The sequence below is a fragment of the Niabella beijingensis genome, from assembly GCF_020034665.1.
Lineage (GTDB): Bacteria > Bacteroidota > Bacteroidia > Chitinophagales > Chitinophagaceae > Niabella > Niabella beijingensis.
In genome coordinates this window covers 2153818-2172899 of record NZ_JAIQDI010000002.1, presented here as the reverse complement: position 1 = coordinate 2172899, position 19082 = coordinate 2153818, and the positions used below count along the sequence as shown (strand labels likewise).

Annotated in this window: 10 protein-coding genes and 1 tRNA gene; all 11 read left to right on the top strand. The window is 46.2% G+C overall.

Annotation, left to right across the window (positions count from 1 at the left end; genetic code table 11):
* Positions 1-2 precede the first annotated feature (2 nt).
* The 11 genes from K7B07_RS25105 to K7B07_RS25055 all read left to right on the top strand — a co-directional run bounded on the left by K7B07_RS25105 (position 3) and on the right by K7B07_RS25055 (position 19057).
* Complete coding sequence (locus K7B07_RS25105) at positions 3-1106, top strand: LptF/LptG family permease (protein WP_223713296.1); 1104 nt, start codon at positions 3-5, stop codon at positions 1104-1106.
* A 242-nt stretch (positions 1107-1348) separates the two neighbouring features.
* Positions 1349-2674, top strand: coding sequence for a citrate (Si)-synthase, eukaryotic (locus K7B07_RS25100; protein WP_223713295.1), 1326 nt, complete (start codon positions 1349-1351; stop codon positions 2672-2674).
* 132 nt (positions 2675-2806) lie between these two features.
* On the top strand, positions 2807-3121 hold the full coding sequence (locus K7B07_RS25095; RefSeq protein WP_223713294.1) for a YtxH domain-containing protein: 315 nt from the start codon (positions 2807-2809) through the stop codon (positions 3119-3121).
* A 119-nt stretch (positions 3122-3240) separates the two neighbouring features.
* Positions 3241-3582 carry a phage holin family protein gene (locus K7B07_RS25090; RefSeq protein WP_223713293.1) on the top strand — a complete coding sequence of 114 codons (342 nt, stop codon included), beginning with the start codon at positions 3241-3243 and terminating at the stop codon, positions 3580-3582.
* Positions 3575-4009, top strand: a complete 435-nt coding sequence (locus tag K7B07_RS25085) for a hypothetical protein (protein ID WP_223713292.1) — start codon at positions 3575-3577, stop codon at positions 4007-4009. Before K7B07_RS25090 ends, K7B07_RS25085 begins: the two co-directional genes overlap by 8 nt.
* Before the next feature lie 55 nt (positions 4010-4064).
* Positions 4065-4138, top strand: a tRNA-Ala gene (locus K7B07_RS25080).
* A 330-nt stretch (positions 4139-4468) separates the two neighbouring features.
* A complete protein-coding gene (locus K7B07_RS25075) occupies positions 4469-6604 on the top strand; it encodes a glycoside hydrolase family 43 protein (RefSeq protein WP_223713291.1) in 2136 nt (711 codons plus the stop codon).
* 116 nt (positions 6605-6720) lie between these two features.
* A complete protein-coding gene (locus K7B07_RS25070) occupies positions 6721-9192 on the top strand; it encodes an alpha-L-arabinofuranosidase C-terminal domain-containing protein (protein ID WP_223713290.1) in 2472 nt (823 codons plus the stop codon).
* A gap of 68 nt (positions 9193-9260) precedes the next feature.
* The gene (locus K7B07_RS25065; RefSeq protein WP_223713289.1) at positions 9261-11618 is read left to right on the top strand and encodes a glycoside hydrolase family 127 protein; all 2358 of its coding nucleotides are present in this window, start codon (positions 9261-9263) and stop codon (positions 11616-11618) included.
* A 129-nt stretch (positions 11619-11747) separates the two neighbouring features.
* Positions 11748-15815 (top strand): hybrid sensor histidine kinase/response regulator transcription factor, encoded by a 4068-nt coding sequence (locus K7B07_RS25060; protein WP_223713288.1) that lies wholly within the window; start codon positions 11748-11750, stop codon positions 15813-15815.
* Positions 15816-15970: 155 nt separating this feature from the next.
* Positions 15971-19057, top strand: a complete 3087-nt coding sequence (locus K7B07_RS25055) for a SusC/RagA family TonB-linked outer membrane protein (protein WP_223713287.1) — start codon at positions 15971-15973, stop codon at positions 19055-19057.
* The last annotated feature ends 25 nt before the right edge of the window (positions 19058-19082 follow it).

Sequence of the window (19082 nt, the reverse complement as noted above, 5' to 3'; positions counted from 1 at the left end):
TCATGAAGAAACTGGACTGGTACATATTAAACAGGCTGTTGATCTCTTTTGTATTCTGTATGCTGTTGTTTACGGTCATCGCCGTAGCCATCGATACCAGTGAAAAGTCGGACGACTTTGTAAAGTCGGGGCTTTCTTCCTGGCAGATATTTACCAAATATTACATGGGCTTCATCCCTTATATCTGGAGCCTGCTGTTTCCCTTGTTTGTATTTATTGCGGTCATTTTCTTTACCAGTAAAATGGCTTTGCGGTCTGAGGTGATTGCCATACTCGCCAGCGGTACCCGGTTTACACGGTTCCTGCGTCCTTATATGGTAGGCGGACTGCTGCTGGCTACCGTACTGTTCTTTGGAAGGGCCTACTTTATCCCCATGGCCAACGAGATCATGAGCTCTTTCCGGAAGACCTATATTGATAAGAACGACCCTTTGAAGAACCGCTCGGAAAGCGCCTGTGCTACCTGTTTCTATAAACGGATCGACAGTATTACCTACATGGGGATAAAAAATTTTGATGCCACCACTCAAAAAAGCGGTGCTTTTTTTATGGACCGCGTAAAAAAAGGAAAGCTGGTTTATAATCTGAGGGCCGAGTCGGTGCGTTGGGATACGACCAAAAGACAGCGGCGCTGGATCGCAGAAAATGTGGTGGAGCGCCAGGTGGATAGTCTGGGCGAACGGGTGTCGCACCTGAAAGAAAAAGTGGTACGATTGAATATGGCGCCGGATGAGCTGATCAAAGATGAGTACCTGAAAGATAAATTGACCACACCCAACCTGAAGCGGCTCATCAAAAATGAGGAGCTGCGGGGTACGGAAGGACTCAACGCCCTGAAGGTGGAATTATACAAACGGACTTCCACCCCCTTTACCGTACTGCTGCTGACCTTTATCGGTGCCGTGATCGCCAGTCGCAAAACCCGGGGCGGAAGTGGTATGCACCTGGCACTGGGAATTGTGATCGCTGCTGTATTTATACTGGCGGATCAGTTTTCAACCGTATTTTCAACAAAGGGAAGTTTTCCCCCGCTGCTTGCTGCATGGGTCCCCAATCTTTTCTTTTCACTTGTTGCATTGCAATTGTATAAATCAGCTCCCAAATAGCTAGGGCAGGAGTGGTATTACCCCGGATTTTATAAGGTTGGCCGGGCAAATGGCCCTGGTCCTTTTATTGATACTATTGAGCCGCAGATAAAGATCCCAGGAGGTTTTGAACCCTTTTATTGATATTTTGTTAAGTATTCGTTGCCTCTGAAAAATTACTAAAATATAATTTGTTGTGGCAATTCGCTTTAACTATCTTTAGCGCAAACCATTTTTTTAATAGTTAAGATGTTATAGTATATATGGAACAATTTAAAGTGAAGTTTAAAGAGCAGGCGGACAAGCTTGGTGCAGAAATTAAGACCATGCTCCAGGAACATGGGAACACGGTGATCGGCGAAACAACACTGGCCCAGATCTATCAGGGCATGCGGGGAATGACCGCGTTGGTAACAGAGACCTCTTTACTTGATGCCCAGGACGGCATCCGTTTTAAAAGACGTTCCATTCCAGAACTGAGAGAACAGCTCCCGAAAGCAAAAGACGGTACGGAACCATTGCCGGAGGCATTGTTTTACCTGATGATGATTGGGGAAATTCCTACTGAAGAAGATGTGGAAAATCTGAGTGCTATTCTGCAACGCCGCAGCCATGTGCCTACTTATGTATTTGATACGATGAAAGCATTGCCGAAAGATACGCATCCCATGACACAGTTTGTGGTAGGGGTGATGGCGCTTCAGGCAGAAAGTGTTTTTGCAAAACGGTATGCAGACGGCTTTTCCAAAAAAGAATACTGGGAAGCGACACTGGAAGATACATTGAACCTGATCGCGCGGCTGCCGCATATTGCGGCTTTTGTATACCGCCGTAAATACAAGGGTGGTAAAGCGGTGCAGCCGGATGGCATGCTCGACTGGGCGGCCAATTTTGCCCATATGCTGGGTTACGATAATGAAGAATTCAAAGAGCTGATGCGCTTATACATGGTGATCCACGCCGATCATGAGGGAGGAAATGTTTCCGCTCACGCAACACATCTTGTGGGTTCGGCATTAAGCGATCCGTATCTGAGCTATGCCGCCGGCATGAACGGGCTCGCCGGTCCGTTGCACGGTCTGGCCAACCAGGAGGTGATCAAATGGATCTTTGAAATGCAGAAAGAGCTCAATACGGATACCCCGACTGCAGCACAGATAGAAGAATATGTAAAAAAGACCCTGAATGAGGGAAAAGTGGTACCGGGTTATGGACATGCAGTGTTGCGTCAGACGGACCCCCGGTTTACCGCGCAAATGGAATTTGGTAAAAAACACATGCCGGATGATCCGCTGGTAAATACGGTATGGCGCATTTATGAAACGGTTCCGGGCATCCTGCAGTCGCTGGGCAAGGTAAAAAACCCCTGGCCGAACGTAGACGCCCACAGCGGGGCGCTGCTGGTACATTATGGAATGAAAGAATACGAATATTACACGGTACTTTTTGCCGTTAGCCGGTCATTGGGAGTGCTTTCCAGCCTTTGCTGGGACCGCGCGCTGGGTATGCCGCTGGAACGTCCGAAATCGGTAACCACAGCTGCTGTTAAAAGATGGCTTAATAAGGAAGTGGAAAACCTGGGCGATTAAAAAAAGCATAACTGCCGAATTTTTAGTAACTTGAGGAAAACCATAATTTGAGGTTTGTCAACTTTTTTTGGTACGGTTTTTTAGGGATAATAGGTATAATCTGATTATTAAACTAAAATAAAAAAGAAGTTTATGAAAAATAGAGACAAGTACATCCTGGGTATCGCCGGCGCCGCACTGGCAGGTATTGCAATCGGGTTGCTGTTTTACACCGACGAAGGGAAAAAAACACGTAAAAAAATGAAGAATACGGCCAACGACTGGGCAGATTCTCTGGGAAGCCTGATCGCATCCGGAAAAGAAAGCCTTTCTGACCTTTCTCATCAGGCAATGAAGAAAGCAAAAAAAGGCTATCAGAAGCTGAAAGGAAAAACCGAGGACGGTTACGAAAACCTGAAGGATGAATATAATGACCTGGCTGATGAGTATGCCAATAAGGTAAGATAATTTAATACATCCCTATAAGCGGGTTGTCTGCAAGGTTTGTTGTTGAGTCTGGAACATGGGTTCACGAAACAATACACTTTTAAGACAACCTTTTTTATTGTAACTGTAAAACACAAACTATGTTTGAACTGAAAGAAAAGCTGGAGAATGTGGCTGAAGATGTGGAGGAAATTGCAAAGACCTATTACCGGTTATCGGTGGTGAATATTGTTGATAAGGGAAGCAAGCTGGGATCCTCTTTCCTGATCCTGGCCCTGGTTACCGGACTTGCCTTTTTTATTTTCCTGTTTATTGGTTTTGGTGCCAGCTGGTGGATCGGACAGGCGTTGGGCAACCCCATGCTGGGTTTTTTTATAGTTGCCGGATTTTTATTGCTGGTACTGATACTGATCCTGGCCCTTAATAAAAAAGTGATTACCCCTTTTATCCGAAACATCATCATCAAAAATCTCTATGACTAAACCTGTAATTACCACGCGTGAAGAGCTCATGAAGGAAAAAGCCCGCCTGAAATCGCGGCTGCGGCAGCGTAAGACACAGTTGCGTTATTCCATCAATGAGATAAAAGAAGAATTTAATCCCATCAGCCATATCGTAAAAACCACTAAGGATGTCTGGAATGCAGATGCTTCAAACCCGCTGATCGCAATGGGCGTTACCAAGATCACCGACCTGGTCGTCCGGAAAGGATTGCTGCGCAGGGCCGGATGGCTGTCCCGTTTGATCGCACCGCTGCTGGTTCAGAAAATCGCCACCTACCTGATAAGTGAAAAAGCGGGTGATCAGATTGCACGGTTGTTACATGCCACAGCGTCCCGCCTGCGGGAAGACCCGCCGGAGACGGCTGTTCCCGCAAAAGCGACAGTCCGGAAAAATGCAGCGGATTGATTTTGAAAAAAATCTTGGACAATAACAAACAATCCATTAAGTTTGCGCTCCATTTGGGGGATTAGCTCAGCTGGCTAGAGCGCTTGCATGGCATGCAAGAGGTCGTCGGTTCGACTCCGATATCCTCCACTGATAATAAAGGCTTTACGGTAAACGTAAAGCCTTTATTTATTGGAAAAGCCACCCGGTGTCTACCGGGAGAACAAAAGGATCTGAACCATCCAGGCTGCCGGGGGATGGGTCCGGAACGAATAATAAATGTTAATTTGACAATTAATAAAAAATACAATAGATTTGTGCAAACGATTTCGTAGCGTTGAAATAATCCCGGTGCTTGTATGAAAACGGGAAATTGAAATCTTTTGCTGTTCTGGGTATGCCTTAAGGCCGGCAGCATATATGCAGACGAATACGGTTGATGCGGTATCAAATTTCTATACAGAAGGATGCAGTAATAATATGAAGAAACTCAAACTTGCTTTATTCGCGTTTTTATTTGGCTGCCCGCAGCTCTGCGCACAACCAGCCCGGTACAGCGCTTATCTTTTTGCCTATTTTACCGGCAACCAGAAACAGGAAGAAGCCATCCGGTTTGCTATCAGCACAGACGGATATAATTTCAGGGCGTTGAATGATAATCAACCGGTATTGGATTCAAAAGCGATCAGTTCTTCCGGAGGAGTACGAGACCCGCACATTCTCCGTGGTGCTGATGGGAAAACTTTTTATATGGTAGCTACTGATATGGTATCTGCCAATGGCTGGAATTCCAACCGGGCGATGGTACTGATGCAATCAACAGATCTTATCAACTGGACTTCTGCTGTGGTGAATATCCCGGAAACGTTCAAAGCCTTTGAAAAAGTAAACCGGGTCTGGGCACCACAAACGATTTATGACCCGGTGGAAAAGAAATATATGATTTACTGGTCGATGCGGGCAGGCGATGATCCGGATGTGCTGTTTTATGCATATGCCAACAAAACGTTTACAGCACTGGAGACAGCGCCGAAGCAACTTTTTTATAATCCTCACGGAACGGCTTGTATCGACGGGGACATTGTTCTTAAAGAAGGCCGGTATCATCTCTTTTTTAAAACGGAAGGCAGCGGTAACGGCATTAAAATAGCTGTCTCCGACCGCCTTACCGGCGGGTATGTGCTGCAGGATAAATATGTTCAGCAAACAAAAGATCCCGTTGAAGGGGCCGGGGTGTTTAAGCTGAATGATGGCAGCGGGTATATTCTCATGTATGATGTATATACAAAAGGCCGCTACCAGTTTACCAAAACAACCGATCTGCAGCATTTTAAAGTGGTGGATCATGAGGTTTCCATGAATTTTCATCCCCGGCACGGCACGGTAATGCCCATTACAAATCAGGAAGCAGAACGACTGGTAAGCAAATGGTACAGTCCCTCGGCGGCTCTGTTGTCGGCACAATCAACGCTGATAAAAAAGAACAACATCGTTTTTGACAGTGCGGCCAAAAAAGTATACCTGCCGCTACAGCCGGGTACTTCTTTGAAAAATTTTGATCCGGGGTTCGTGCGTCTTCCGGGAATTGTTATAGCACCTGCGCGGAACGATTTTTCTAAAGGAACTTCCCGGTATACGATTACTGTTAAAAGACAGACACCGGAAACGTTCGGGGTAAAGCTGCTGCAGGATCATAACCCCGTGCTTAACGGCTTTTATGCCGATCCTGAAATTATGTATTCGCATCAGGCAAAAAGATTTTATATCTATCCGACCAGCGATGGTTTTACAGGATGGTCGGGAAATTATTTTAAAGTGTTTTCTTCTCCTGACCTGGTACAGTGGAAGGATGAGGGCAAAATACTGGACCTCCCAACGCAGGTAGGCTGGGCCGGCCGCAATGCGTGGGCTCCCTGTATCATTGAGAAAAAGGTGAATGGACGGTATCGTTATTTTTATTATTTCACCGCCGCCCGGAAAATAGGAGTAGCGGTGGCCGATAATCCGGCGGGGCCCTTTGTTGATTCGGGTAAGCCTTTGATTGATCAGAAGCCTCCGGGAATAACGAACGGACAGGAAATCGATCCCGCCGTATTTACAGATCCCAAAACGGGGAAAAGCTATTTATACTGGGGAAACGGGTATATGGCTGTAGTTGAACTGAATGGCGATATGATTTCTGTAAAACAGGAAACGTTAAAAATAATAACGCCGGATAAAACATTCCGTGAAGGCACTTATGTGTTTTTCCGGAATGGAGTTTATTATTTTATGTGGAGCGAGGATGATACCCGCAGTCCCAACTACCGGGTGCGTTACGGAACCGGAGCTACACCTCTGGGTCCTGTTAAGGTACCGCAGCATAACATCGTGCTGGAAAAAAAAGAATCAGACGGCATCTATGGCACCGGACATAATTCGGTTGTTCAGATCCCGGGGAAGGACGAATGGTATATCGTGTATCACCGGTTTAATTACCCGGGTGGTATTAAAATGGGAGATGCTGCCGGCTATAACCGGGAGGTATGCATCGACAAAATGGAATTTAATGCAGACGGAAGTATCAAAAAAGTGATACCGACACATAGTGGCGTCACTGCGGTAAAGATAAAATAATGCTATAGCCAGAAACACCGGGAGCCGGAACTGTACAGCAGCACCGGCGATTGCTGATGTTATTAGAATAACGCGTTTGCCCGCGTATAATGGCGGTGCGTGAAAACCATAATGAAATGAAGCGAATATTTTTATTGTTCCTGGCTGCAGTTTTATTCGGGTCAACCTGTGTTGCAGATGAGCCGGACTCTGTGTATATTTTTTCCTACGCCAGGGCACAGGATGAAGGACGCAGCGGTTTGCTGTTTGCATGGAGCAGGGATCAGCAAAACTGGCACCCGGTTGGTAACGGGTTCGGGTTTGTAAAATCGGATTATGGCCGCTGGGGCAGCGAAAAGCGTATGATCCGCCCCTTCCTTTTTTATGATGCGGATGATCTGTGGCACTGCATCTGGAACCTGGATAATAAAGAGGGCGCCGTGGCCTACACTTCATCAAAAGATTTATTGTACTGGATGCCCCAGTCGTATTTTATCAGTCAGAAAGCGTTAAAAAGATTTACTCCGGAAAAGATGAACGCTGAGCGCAGCAGGCAGCAACAGATCGTTATAGCCGGCGCGGCCGAAACCGGCGTTATAAAAAAAGTACCCTGGAATATCGTGAGCGGACTGATAAAAAAAGAACAGCTTTCCGGTTACAGGAGCCGGCTCTGGGGTGAAACAACAAAGGAAGACGCCCGGCGTTTTGCCGGATTAAAACCATTAAAACTGGTTATCAGTCCCGAACCGGCAGGAGCAAAAAAAATAAGCAATCTACTTATGGGAGTCTTCTTTGAAGATATCAACTACGCGGCAGATGGCGGTCTGTATGCGGAGCTGATCCAGAACAGGGACTTTGAATATGCTCCTTCTGATAAAGAGAACCGGGATCCTGCGTGGAACAGTAAAAAGGCATGGAGCCTGTCTGGTAACGGTGCGGAATTCACTATTGATTCGGTGCATCCCGTTCATCCCAACAACAAAAACTATGCGGTGCTAAAAACTGCAGGCGGACAGACGGGCGTTATCAATGAAGGGTTTGATGGTATTGCAGTAACAGCGGGTGAGCGTTATGACTTTTCCCTTTTTGTACGAAGCATGTCCGGTAAAAAGAAAGCGCTTGCGATTCGCCTTATCGGCCGGCAGGGCGAAGAGCTTGCAGCTGCATCAGTTAAAGAACCGACCGGAGAATGGCAGCAACTCCGTACCGTTCTTATTGCCCGGAAAACCGCGGCCGGCGCCAGGCTGGAAATAGTACTGCAGCCGGAGAGCGTCATTGCCATAGATATGGTCTCTCTTTTTCCGCAGAAAACATTCAGGGCACGTAAAAACGGTTTGCGTGCAGATCTTGCAGCATCCATTGCCGATCTGCATCCCCGGTTTGTCCGTTTTCCCGGCGGATGTGTGGCGCACGGAGACGGACTGGAAAATATATATCACTGGAAGAACACCATTGGTCCGCTGGAAGCCCGCAAACCGCAGCGCAACCTCTGGGGCTACCATCAGACAGCCGGGCTGGGGTACTTTGAATATTTTCAGTTTTGCGAAGATATCGGCGCAGCGCCCTTGCCGGTAGTGGCCGCGGGAGTGCCCTGTCAGAACTCCGCCAGGCATGGACATCCTTTGGGCGGCCAGCAGGGAGGGATCCCTCTTGATGAAATGGACCGTTATATACAGGATGTACTGGATCTGATCGAATGGGCGAACGGCAGTGCACAAACAAAATGGGGCAGCCTGCGGGCAGCGGCGGGGCATCCCGAACCGTTTAATTTAAAATACATCGGTATCGGGAATGAGGATTTGATCTCAGAGGTGTTCACAGAGCGGTTTACCCTGATCTATAAAGCAGTAAAAGAAAAATATCCTGCGATAACCATAATTGGTACGGCAGGTCCTTTCTTTGAAGGGGCTGACTACACCGAAGGATGGAAGCTGGCAACAAAGCTGGGTGTTCCCATGATTGACGAACATTATTATGTACCACCGGCCTGGTTTATCTATAACCAGGATTTTTATGATAAATACGACCGCGCCGGGCCCAGGGTCTACCTTGGCGAATATGCAGCCCATTTGCCGGACCGGCCCAATAACCTGGAAACAGCACTGGCCGAAGCCATTCATCTTACGGCACTGGAGCGCAATGGGGATGTGGTACATATGGCTTCCTATGCACCGTTGCTGGCAAAAGAAAATCATACACAATGGAACCCGGACCTGATTTATTTTAATAACACAACAATAAAGCGGACGACGGGCTATTACATACAGCAGCTCTTTGGACAAAATGCAGGCGACGAATACATCCCGGCAAAAGCGATGTATTCGGATAACAATGAAAAAGTAAAAAACCGGGTTGCCTGGTCCATTGTACGCAACAGCCATACAAAAGAACTGATAATAAAGATGGTAAACCTGCTTCCCGTACCGGCCACCCTGTCGCTGGATATGGACTCCTTCCGGTTCAGCAATCCGACAATAATCAAAACAGTATTGAAGGGCCGGCCGGATGAAAAAGATCTTGTGCCGGTGCAAACGGCAGTTGTAATAAACGAGATCCGTACCATCGAGCTGGCTCCTTATTCTTTTACCGTATTGCGGATAAAACCATGATCAGCGTGCCGTATTACAGAACCGGGGTAATGAAATGGATCATTGATAGGCTTTTTAACCAGATTAAAATGAGAAAAAATAATCGCTATACAACAATTGCTGCTGTACTGTTCCTCTCAGTCCTGAAGATTCATGCGCAGGATCGTATCGCTGCATTTCCCCTTTCCGATGTTCGTTTACTGGAAAGTCCTTTTAAGCGTGCCTGTCAGACCGATCTTAATTATATCCTGTCACTTGATCCGGATCGCTTATTAGCTCCTTTTTTAAGAGAGGCCGGACTTAAGCCCAAGGCGCAAAGCTATGGGAACTGGGAAAATACAGGGCTTGACGGACATATCGGTGGACATTATCTGTCGGCACTTTCCAATATGTATGCCGCTACACATAATGCTGAAGCGCGACGGAGGCTGATCTATATGATAGATGAACTGGAAAAATGCCAGCGGGAAAATGGTAACGGGTATGTGGGAGGAATACCGGGAAGCAAAAAATTCTGGACCGATCTGGCAGCGGGGAAAATAGAGGCGGGTGGGTTTTCCCTGAATGGCAAATGGGTGCCCTGGTATAATATGCATAAATTATTCGCCGGCCTCATCGATGCCTACCGGCTTACAGGGATCGAAAAGGCAAAGGAAATTTTAATAAAGCTCTCGGAATGGTGTTTTCTGACAACCCGGCAGCTGGATGACGCGCAGCTGCAAAATATGCTGCGTTGTGAGCAGGGAGGAATGAATGAGGCCCTGGCAGATATAGCTGGGATCACAGGAGATCACAGGTACCTGCAGCTGGCAGAGCGGTTTTCGCACCGCCTGATATTGGATCCGTTGTTAAAACGTGTTGATTCACTTACAGGTCTTCATGCCAATACGCAGATACCCAAGGTTATCGGTTTCATGCGGATCGCTGAAATTTCGGGAGATACTTCCTGGGCCGGCGCTGCTGCGTTTTTCTGGCAGACAGTGGTAAAAAACCGTACGGTATCTTTTGGCGGAAACAGCGTACGTGAGCATTTCAATCCGGCAGACGATTTTTCATCAATGCTTGAATCAAGGGAGGGACCGGAAACCTGCAATTCCTATAACATGCTGAAACTTTCGAAACATCTTTTTCTGCAACATCCGTTGGCCGGGTATATGGATTACTATGAGCGTACATTGTACAATCATATTTTATCGTCGCAGCACCCGGATGGCGGCTTTGTTTATTTTACACCCATACGGCCCCGTCATTACAGAGTGTATTCGCGGGCACAGCAGGATTTTTGGTGCTGCGTGGGGTCCGGTATGGAAAACCATGGCAAGTATGGTGAAATGATCTATGCGCATAGCTCTCAGGATCTTTATGTGAATTTGTTTATTCCGTCTGTTTTAACATGGAAGGAAAAAGGGCTGCAATTGACCCAGCAAACAGCATTCCCTTATCAGGAAAAAAGCAGCTTCCGTCTTTCGCTGAAAAACGCCGGACGGTTTTCCTTTCATATCAGAAAGCCTTCCTGGATACCAGGCAGCCGTATGACAGTAACCATCAATGGTAAAAGAACAGCGCTTTCGGCAGACGAACATGATTACCTATCGATTCACCGGTTATGGAAAAACGGTGATGTTATAACCGTGGAGCTTCCGATGCATACCACCGCAGAACAATTACCGGATGGCACACCCTGGGTGTCGTTTGTACACGGACCCGTTGTTTTGGCTGCTATAACAGATACAACCGGTTTAACGGGTCAATATTCGGATGGCAGCCGTTCGGGTCATATTGCCAATGGCCCTCTTTATCCGCTGGAGGAGGCACCTGTATTTATCGGTAGTAAAAATGAGTTGGATCAGCGGATCGTGCCGGTCCGTCCCTCATCCCTGCAATTCACGATAAAAGACAGTATATATCCTGCCAGGTACCGGTTGCTGAAACTGGTCCCTTTCTTCTCAGTACACAATGCCAGGTATATCGTTTACTGGCCCTATACTTCGCAATCGGGTTTGCAGAAACGGAAGGAGCAGATCCGGGTTGCCGATTCCCTGAAACAGCAGCTGGAGCGATCAACCATCGACCGTATATTGCCGGGAGAACAACAACCTGAAGCCGATCATAATTTTCAGGGGGAAAAAACAGAAACAGGGCTGCATAACGGCCGTCATTGGCGGCATGCAACCGGATGGTTCAGTTATGATCTGAAAAATACAACAAAAGATGCCCGGAAGATACGGGTCACCTATTGGGGAGAAGACCGGGGAAGGGAGTTTGATATTTTTATTAATGACCGGTTGGTTACCCGTGTTCATCTCGAGGGTAAGGACGGTCCGCTTTTTATTGATAAGGACTATGCGCTGCAGGAAACGGGACAGCCCGCTGTATTGAATATCCGGTTTAAGGCAGCCGGGGGATCAACGGCCGGCGGTATTTATGAGATCCGGCTGCTGCGTTGATAATGCCGGGGCCGGGATATATGTAATGAATCAAGGCGCTGCTTTTATAAGCGCTGCCGGTATTGATGTTCAATGCAGCAGTTTCATATTGCAATAATTTTATATCTTAACAGATAAATCCTGATAGATATGCGATTGGTTTTATTGTTCGTTGTTGTGGTATCGTTCAGCTGTAGCAGATTGTCTGCGGAGAATATCCGCGTTCAGAACATCGGCATTTCCGAGGGACTTTCCAATAATTCGGCTACCAGTATCATACAGGATAAATTCGGCTTTATCTGGGTGGGGACTTTTGATGGCCTCAACCGGTATGACGGTTTTGAATTCAAAGTGTACCGGAATAAATGGCACGACAGCACTTCGCTAATTAACAATCATATTGTAACATTAGGCGTCAGTAAAGAAGGGATATGGGCAGGCTCGCTGAAAGGGGTGAGCTTTTTTAACTATGCGCAGCAGGCATTTCAATCCTTTAATTACCGGCCGTTTAACACGGATAAGATTCATAAACTGGAGGCGCGGTGTAATGAGTTGTTTATTTCTGATGATACGGTTTTCCTGGGAACGGATGATAAAGGGTTGCTGATACTGGAACCGGGGAACAAATGGTTTTCACAAATAACCTTCAATAATGCTGCCGATTATAATGTACAGGGAATATGTGAGTACAACGGAACCCTGTATCTGTTTATAAAAAATGCCGGACTTTGCTCGCTCGACCGAAAGACCCGGAAAATAAAGCTTGTTTCTAATAGCATCACGGATGGAGGGAAACTGTTATCAGTTCCAGGACGTAATATCATTTATATAGGATCGCAGAACGGGTTGTTTCAATACTATTTCCCGTCGGACAAAATCGGGGCAAGTAGTTATAATACAAAAATGCCGGTGCGGAATATCACAGGGCTGCTGTTGAGCAGGGATGGCAGGCTTTGGGTGAGCACGGATGGGGGCGGCGTTGCTGTATTTAACACCAACAATAACCAGGTGGATTATGTTACAGCCGGTAATGCCTCCGGTACGTTAAAAAGCGGTACGGTGTATGCGGTTTTTGAAGACCGGGAATCCAGGAGCTGGTTCGCCACTTTGCGCGGGGGCATTGGTGTTGCGGATAATAAAAAGCCATTGTTTGAATCCATAAAAAAAGATCCGTTTAATAAAAATTCACTGGTCAGCAATTTCACACTTTCGTTTGGCGAAGATGCCGGACACAATATCTGGATCGGAACAGACGGAGGGGGGCTTTCCCTGTGGGATCCTGTCAGGAACCGTTTTTCAAATTTTGTTCACGATGCAGCCGATCCGGGTTCTCTTGGAAGCAATTTTGTGGTAAGTGTTTTATCAGATTATAAAAATCGCCTGTGGGTGGCCACTTTTGGCGGTGGGCTGCAGTTGATGGACCGGTCATCGGGAAAGTTTGTGAATTATCCCTGCTATAACCCTGTAATGAATAAGTATGATATCAATTTCTGGAAATTATTTCAGGACAGGGAACACCGGTTATGGGCAGGCGCTACAAGGGGTGGAGCGATGTACCAGTTTAATGAAAGCGCTGATAAATGGGAGCTTTTTGACAGCAGGCTCACGAATATACATGCGATTCATCAGGACGAGGATGGCGATTTGTGGGCCGGTAACTACAAAGAACTGATACAGGTAGACATAAAGGGGATGCAGCATTTAAGGTATCCCGTGGAATATCCCATTTTATGTATCTATGCCGATTCAAAAAACAGGATCTGGCTGGGAAGCGAAGGCGGGGGGCTGGTCCTTTTTAATAAATCGGATCATACATTTAAGCATTTTACGGCATCAGACGGATTACCCGGAAATACCATACTGAATGTTCTGGAGGATGATGCAGGGGATCTGTGGTGCAGCTCCTACAGCGGGCTTTCAAGATTTAATCCCGATAAAAAAGCAGTGAAGAATTATGAGGTTGATGACGGCCTGCAGAGCAATGAATTCAATTACAACGCAGCGCTAAAGCTTAGTAACGGGGAATTGCTTTTTGGAGGGATCGACGGGTTCAACAAATTTAACCCCCAAACAATTGCCGGTACCAGCGGGGAACAGCTGGCACCAACGATTACTGCTATAAAAATTAACAAAACGCCGATAGCGCAAACGTCTTACCGGACGGAAGCAATGCCCGTGGAAAATATGAGGTTCATAAAATTGCCGTTTAAAGATGCCAATATTGATATCTCTTTTGTAACCATCGCTTTTTCCTCGCCCGGAAAGATACAATACGCCTATTTTTTAGAAGGATGGGACCGGAGCTGGAACTACACGCGGTCCCGCACGCTGACCTATAATAACCTGAGTGAGGGGGCGTATACTCTATATATTAAATCAACAAATGCTTCCGGTGAATGGAGCAGCACAATAACAACGTTGAAAATAATAGTGCTGCCGCCCTGGTACCGAAGCTGGTGGGCCTGGCTGCTGTATGCAGGTATTGCGGTTGCTGTTCTTTATGCCTACCTGAAATATAAGACAAACCGGCAGAAACTTAAATACGAAGTGCAGCTTGCCCGGGTGACGGCACAGAATGAGAAAGAGCTCAGTGAACGAAAGGCTTCTTTTTTTACCAATATCACACATGAGTTCAGGACATTACTTACACTTATCATTAATCCCATCAATGAATTAATGCATAACAGTAATGAAGATGAAAATCCGGTGGAGATCAAAGTGGCTTACAATAATTCCCGAAGGATGCTGCGCCTGGTAGATCAGTTATTGCTTTTCAGAAAAGCAAATGCAGATGCCACCGATTTAACCATAGGAAACTATAAAATTTATGATTTGTGCCGGTCCGTATTCGACAGTTTTTATTACCAGGCAAAAGTAAAAAAGATCCGGTATGAGCTTTATTGTACGAACAAGGAAATAACCATTTTTGCCGACGCCGAAAAAATTGAGATCGCTGTTTTTAATCTTATCTCCAATGCGCTGAAATATACACCGGAAGGCGGAACGGTAACACTCGATATCAGCGATGAGGTCCATTCGGTAACGATTGCCATATCAGATTCGGGTCCGGGCTTTGATAAGAATATCGGGGGGAAGCTCTTTAATCAGTATTACCAGGTAAAAACACTGGAGTCCAAAACCAAGCCTGGTTTTGGAATCGGCCTGTATCTCGTTAAGAATTTTATCGACCTGCATAAAGGGAAACTGCATTACGAAACCGAGATCGGAAAAGGAACGACATTTTATATCCGGCTTTTCAGGGGAAAGGCGCATTTTCCCGCAAACCTGGCAGTTACCGAGGATGAGCCGGAAAAACAAATTGTGAATGAAATAATAGCCGCTGAGGTTGAATTGCCACTGACCGGGCCGGCTTCCAAACTGGATGAAGTCGTTTCGGAGAAAAAAACAGTGCTGATCGTTGATGATGATGAAAAGCTGGCGCAGTATGTGGAAAGTATCTTTTTACCGGCCTATAATGTAACGATTGCCCAGAATGGTACCGATGCCTATAACCTGGCGCTGAGTATCCTGCCGGATATAATTATTACAGATCTTAATATGCATGGGGACTTAAACGGGTATGACCTTTGTGTGAAACTTAAGGCAAACGACCGGGTAAAACATATTCCCGTGATCTTGCTGACCGGAGAAGATGCTGCGGAAATGAGGCTCAACTGCATAAAAAGCGGCGCCGAAGATTATATCCTGAAACCCTTTGAAAAACAATTGCTTATTGCAAAAGTAAATAACCTGGTCGCCTCAAAGGCCCATTTGCAGCAATATTTTCTGAATCATGTGACCCTGAAAGAAAACAATCTTAATGTGCTGGAAAGTGAAAAGCTGTTTTTAGACCAATGCATGGAAGTAGTGGAAAAACACCTGTATGATGAGCAATTTGCCATTAACCTGCTGGCCAGGGAAATGGGAAAAAGTCATTCGGCACTGTATAAGAAGATAAAGCAGCTGTCCGGACATACCGTAAGCAGTTTTGTAAGAATGATCCGCCTGCGAAAAGCGGCCGAGATCCTTATTAATACCAATTGCAATGTGAGTGAAGCCGCAACAGAAGCCGGATTTAACGATATCAAGCACTTCCGTACACAATTTGCCAAACTTTTCAATTGCACCCCATCTGAATACATCAAAAAATACCGGCGCCAGTTTCAGAAAACCTACACAGTAGGCAGAACAGAAAGACAAAAACACAGCACGAGGTAGCAAAATATACGAAAATTACCCTCTTTTTTCAGAAAACACCCCCTATGAGGGGTCGCCCGCACTGTATTTTTATTGCAGATAAACTGAAATTTTCTTGCACGCTCGAGAACTGCCAAGTTTACAAAATCAATTCTAAAATTTTAAACGATTGTTTAATGAAAACCTGTTTTAAAAAGGGCGCATTACCTCTTTGTAGTGCAGTGATGATCCTGGGTTTACTGTTACTTAATTCACCATCCGCTTTTGCACAAAGTCCTGTAAAGGGAGTTGTTACCAATGCAAAAGGAGAAGGAATGCCCGGGGTTACCGTAACTGTTATTGACAAAAACACGGTTACTATGACCAACGAGACCGGTCATTATACCATTGATGCCGTTAAAGGAGACCGGATCCGGTTTACCAGTGTTGGAGCAACTCCCTTGGAGATTACTGTCAATGATGACACAGCGCTGAATGTTACGCTTGATAATGAAGCCGCTGAATCCATGAACGAAGTGGTGGTGGTGGGCTATGGCACCCAGAAAAAAGCAACGTTAACAGGTTCGGTGTCTTCTGTGAAAGGGGGTGAATTGCAAAAAAGCCCGCAACCGGATGTGTCAAATAGTTTTGCGGGGCGTGTATCGGGACTGATCGCCAATAACCGCAGCGGCGAGCCCGGCTATGACGGATCGAGCATTTTAATACGGGGGCTTGCCACCACCGGGAATAATGATGTGCTGGTTGTTGTGGATGGTATCCCGGGGCAGATCGGCGGGTTATCGAGATTGAACCCCAACGATATCGAAGATATCTCCGTTTTGAAAGATGCCTCAGCAGCCGTTTACGGAAGCCGGGCAGCCAATGGTGTGATACTCGTTACTACAAAAAAAGGAAAAACAGGCAAGCCGGTCATAAGCTATTATTTCAACCAGGCGTTTACTTCGCCAACCCGGCTCCCGAAACTGGCAGATGCCTTCACCTACGCCACCATCCAAAATGAGATCGCTTATTATAACAATACAGCCGGTGGCATGAACCAGATCTATTCTGAGGAACAATTACAGAAATTCAAAGATGGAAGCGATCCCCTGAACTATCCGAATACGAACTGGCCGGATGCAGTATTAAAAAAAGTGGCCCTGCAAAGCAAACACGATATTTCGGTGAGCGGTGGCGGTGAGAATGTGCGGTATTTCTTGTCGGCAGGCTACCTGAACCAGGACGGGCTGTATAAAAATGGGGTTACCCGGTATAAACAGTATAGTTTTCGTTCTAATGTTGATGCCACTATTACAAAACGTTTAAAAGTCAGCTTATTATTGTCCGGACGGCAGGAAGACCGCCTGTTTCCGCAATCCGGAGCGGGAGATATCTTTCGTTTTTTATACCGGGCTTATCCAACAGTTGCAGCCTATTATCCGAATGGATTGCCCACCACGGGTATTGAAAACGGCAACCCTGCCGTTATGGTATCCGATGTTCCCGGAACGAATTACAATCCAACGCTTGTATTTAACGGGATCCTGAAAGGTTCTTATATGATACCTGGTGTTAACGGACTTTCCCTGGAAGGGTTCTTTAGTGTAGATAAGTCGGCGGGATTTAGTAAAAACTTTGCAAAGCCCTATAACCTGTACCAGTATGATGCAACAACCAATACCTATAACCCAACGGTTTTAGGGGGGATCGACAAACAGGCTACGTTATCCCAGTCTCAAACCAATCAATACCAGTATGTGTCCAATATCCGCCTTAATTTTGACCGCCGGTTCGGGGAACATGCTGTGAACGCTTTTATCGGGTATGAACAAAGTAATTATCACAGCGATAATTTCTCGGCTTACAGAAAACATTTTCCTACCTATACCACACCGGAATTAAGTCAGGGCGGGACTGCTGATGCCGATAAATCAAGTGACGGGGGAAGTTTTACCTACACCAGAAAAAGTTACCTGGGAAGGATCTCATACAACTACAGTGAGAAATATATGGTAGAGGCACAGGCCCGCCTGGATGGCTCTTCCACCTTTGCACCCGGCCACCAATACGGGTTCTTCCCCTCCATAGCTGCTGCCTGGAGGATCTCAAAAGAAGATTGGTTCAATACAAGCGCGGTTATCAATGATCTTAAATTGAGGGCTTCCTATGGTATTCTTGGAAATGATAACGTGGGATTATTCCAGTATTTTAATAATTATTCTTTAAACAGTCAGTATGTGATCAACGGATCCATTCATCCGGGTTATGATCTTACGTTGCTGGCCAACCCCGATATAACCTGGGAACGTGCCAAGAAACTGGATATTGGGCTGAATGCCGTTTTTCTTAAGAATTTTAATCTTGAATTCATTTATTTCCAGCAAAAAAGATCTGATATACTGGCTATAAGGAACGCTTCTGTTCCCCAGGTGTCCGGTATTAACACGGGGATAATACCCGCTGAAAATATCGGAAAAGTAGATAACAATGGTGTGGAATTTACCCTGGGATACAGTAAGCGCCTCCATCAAAATGCCGGCATCTTCCTGTCCGGAAACTTTACTTATGCAAAAAGTAAGATCGTAGATATTGATGAAGCTCCGGGTACACCGGAGTGGCAGAAACAGACCGGCCGGCCGCTCAATACCTATCTTTTATACAATACGACCGGTATTATGCGGACGACGGAGGATCTTTCAAAATACCCGCATCCCACAACAACTCCCCGTTTGGGCGATCTTATTTATCAGGACTATACCAATGACGGGAAAATTGATGCAAACGATATGGTACGCACTAAATACGGTAACATTCCCCAGATAATTTACGGCTTTACCGTTGGCGGTGACTATAAAAATATCGATCTGACCCTGTTGCTGGCCGGCCAGGCACGGGTAAGTCAGTATGTGCTGCCGGAGTCGGGTACGATCGGTAACTTCTACAGTTCCTGGGCAGATAACCGCTGGAGCCCTTCAAATACCAACGGCAGCTATCCAAGGGTGGATGAGCGTTCTTCCAATTCTGTAAACGGCGGGGCCTATTCCAACACGTTTTGGCTGAATGATGCCTCATTTATCCGCCTGAAGAACATGGAACTGGGCTACACAGTGGTAAACCCGTTGTTTACAAGGATAAAATTGTCCAACGTAAGGGTGTACGCAAGTGCATTTAATCTGTTTACAATAACAAAGGTAAAGGATTATGACCCCGAGGGAAGCAGCGGGTCGGGTCAGTTTTACCCGCAGCAACGGATTATCAACCTTGGATTGAATGTTCGATTTTGATCGCTTAAAATTATGTGTAACAAAA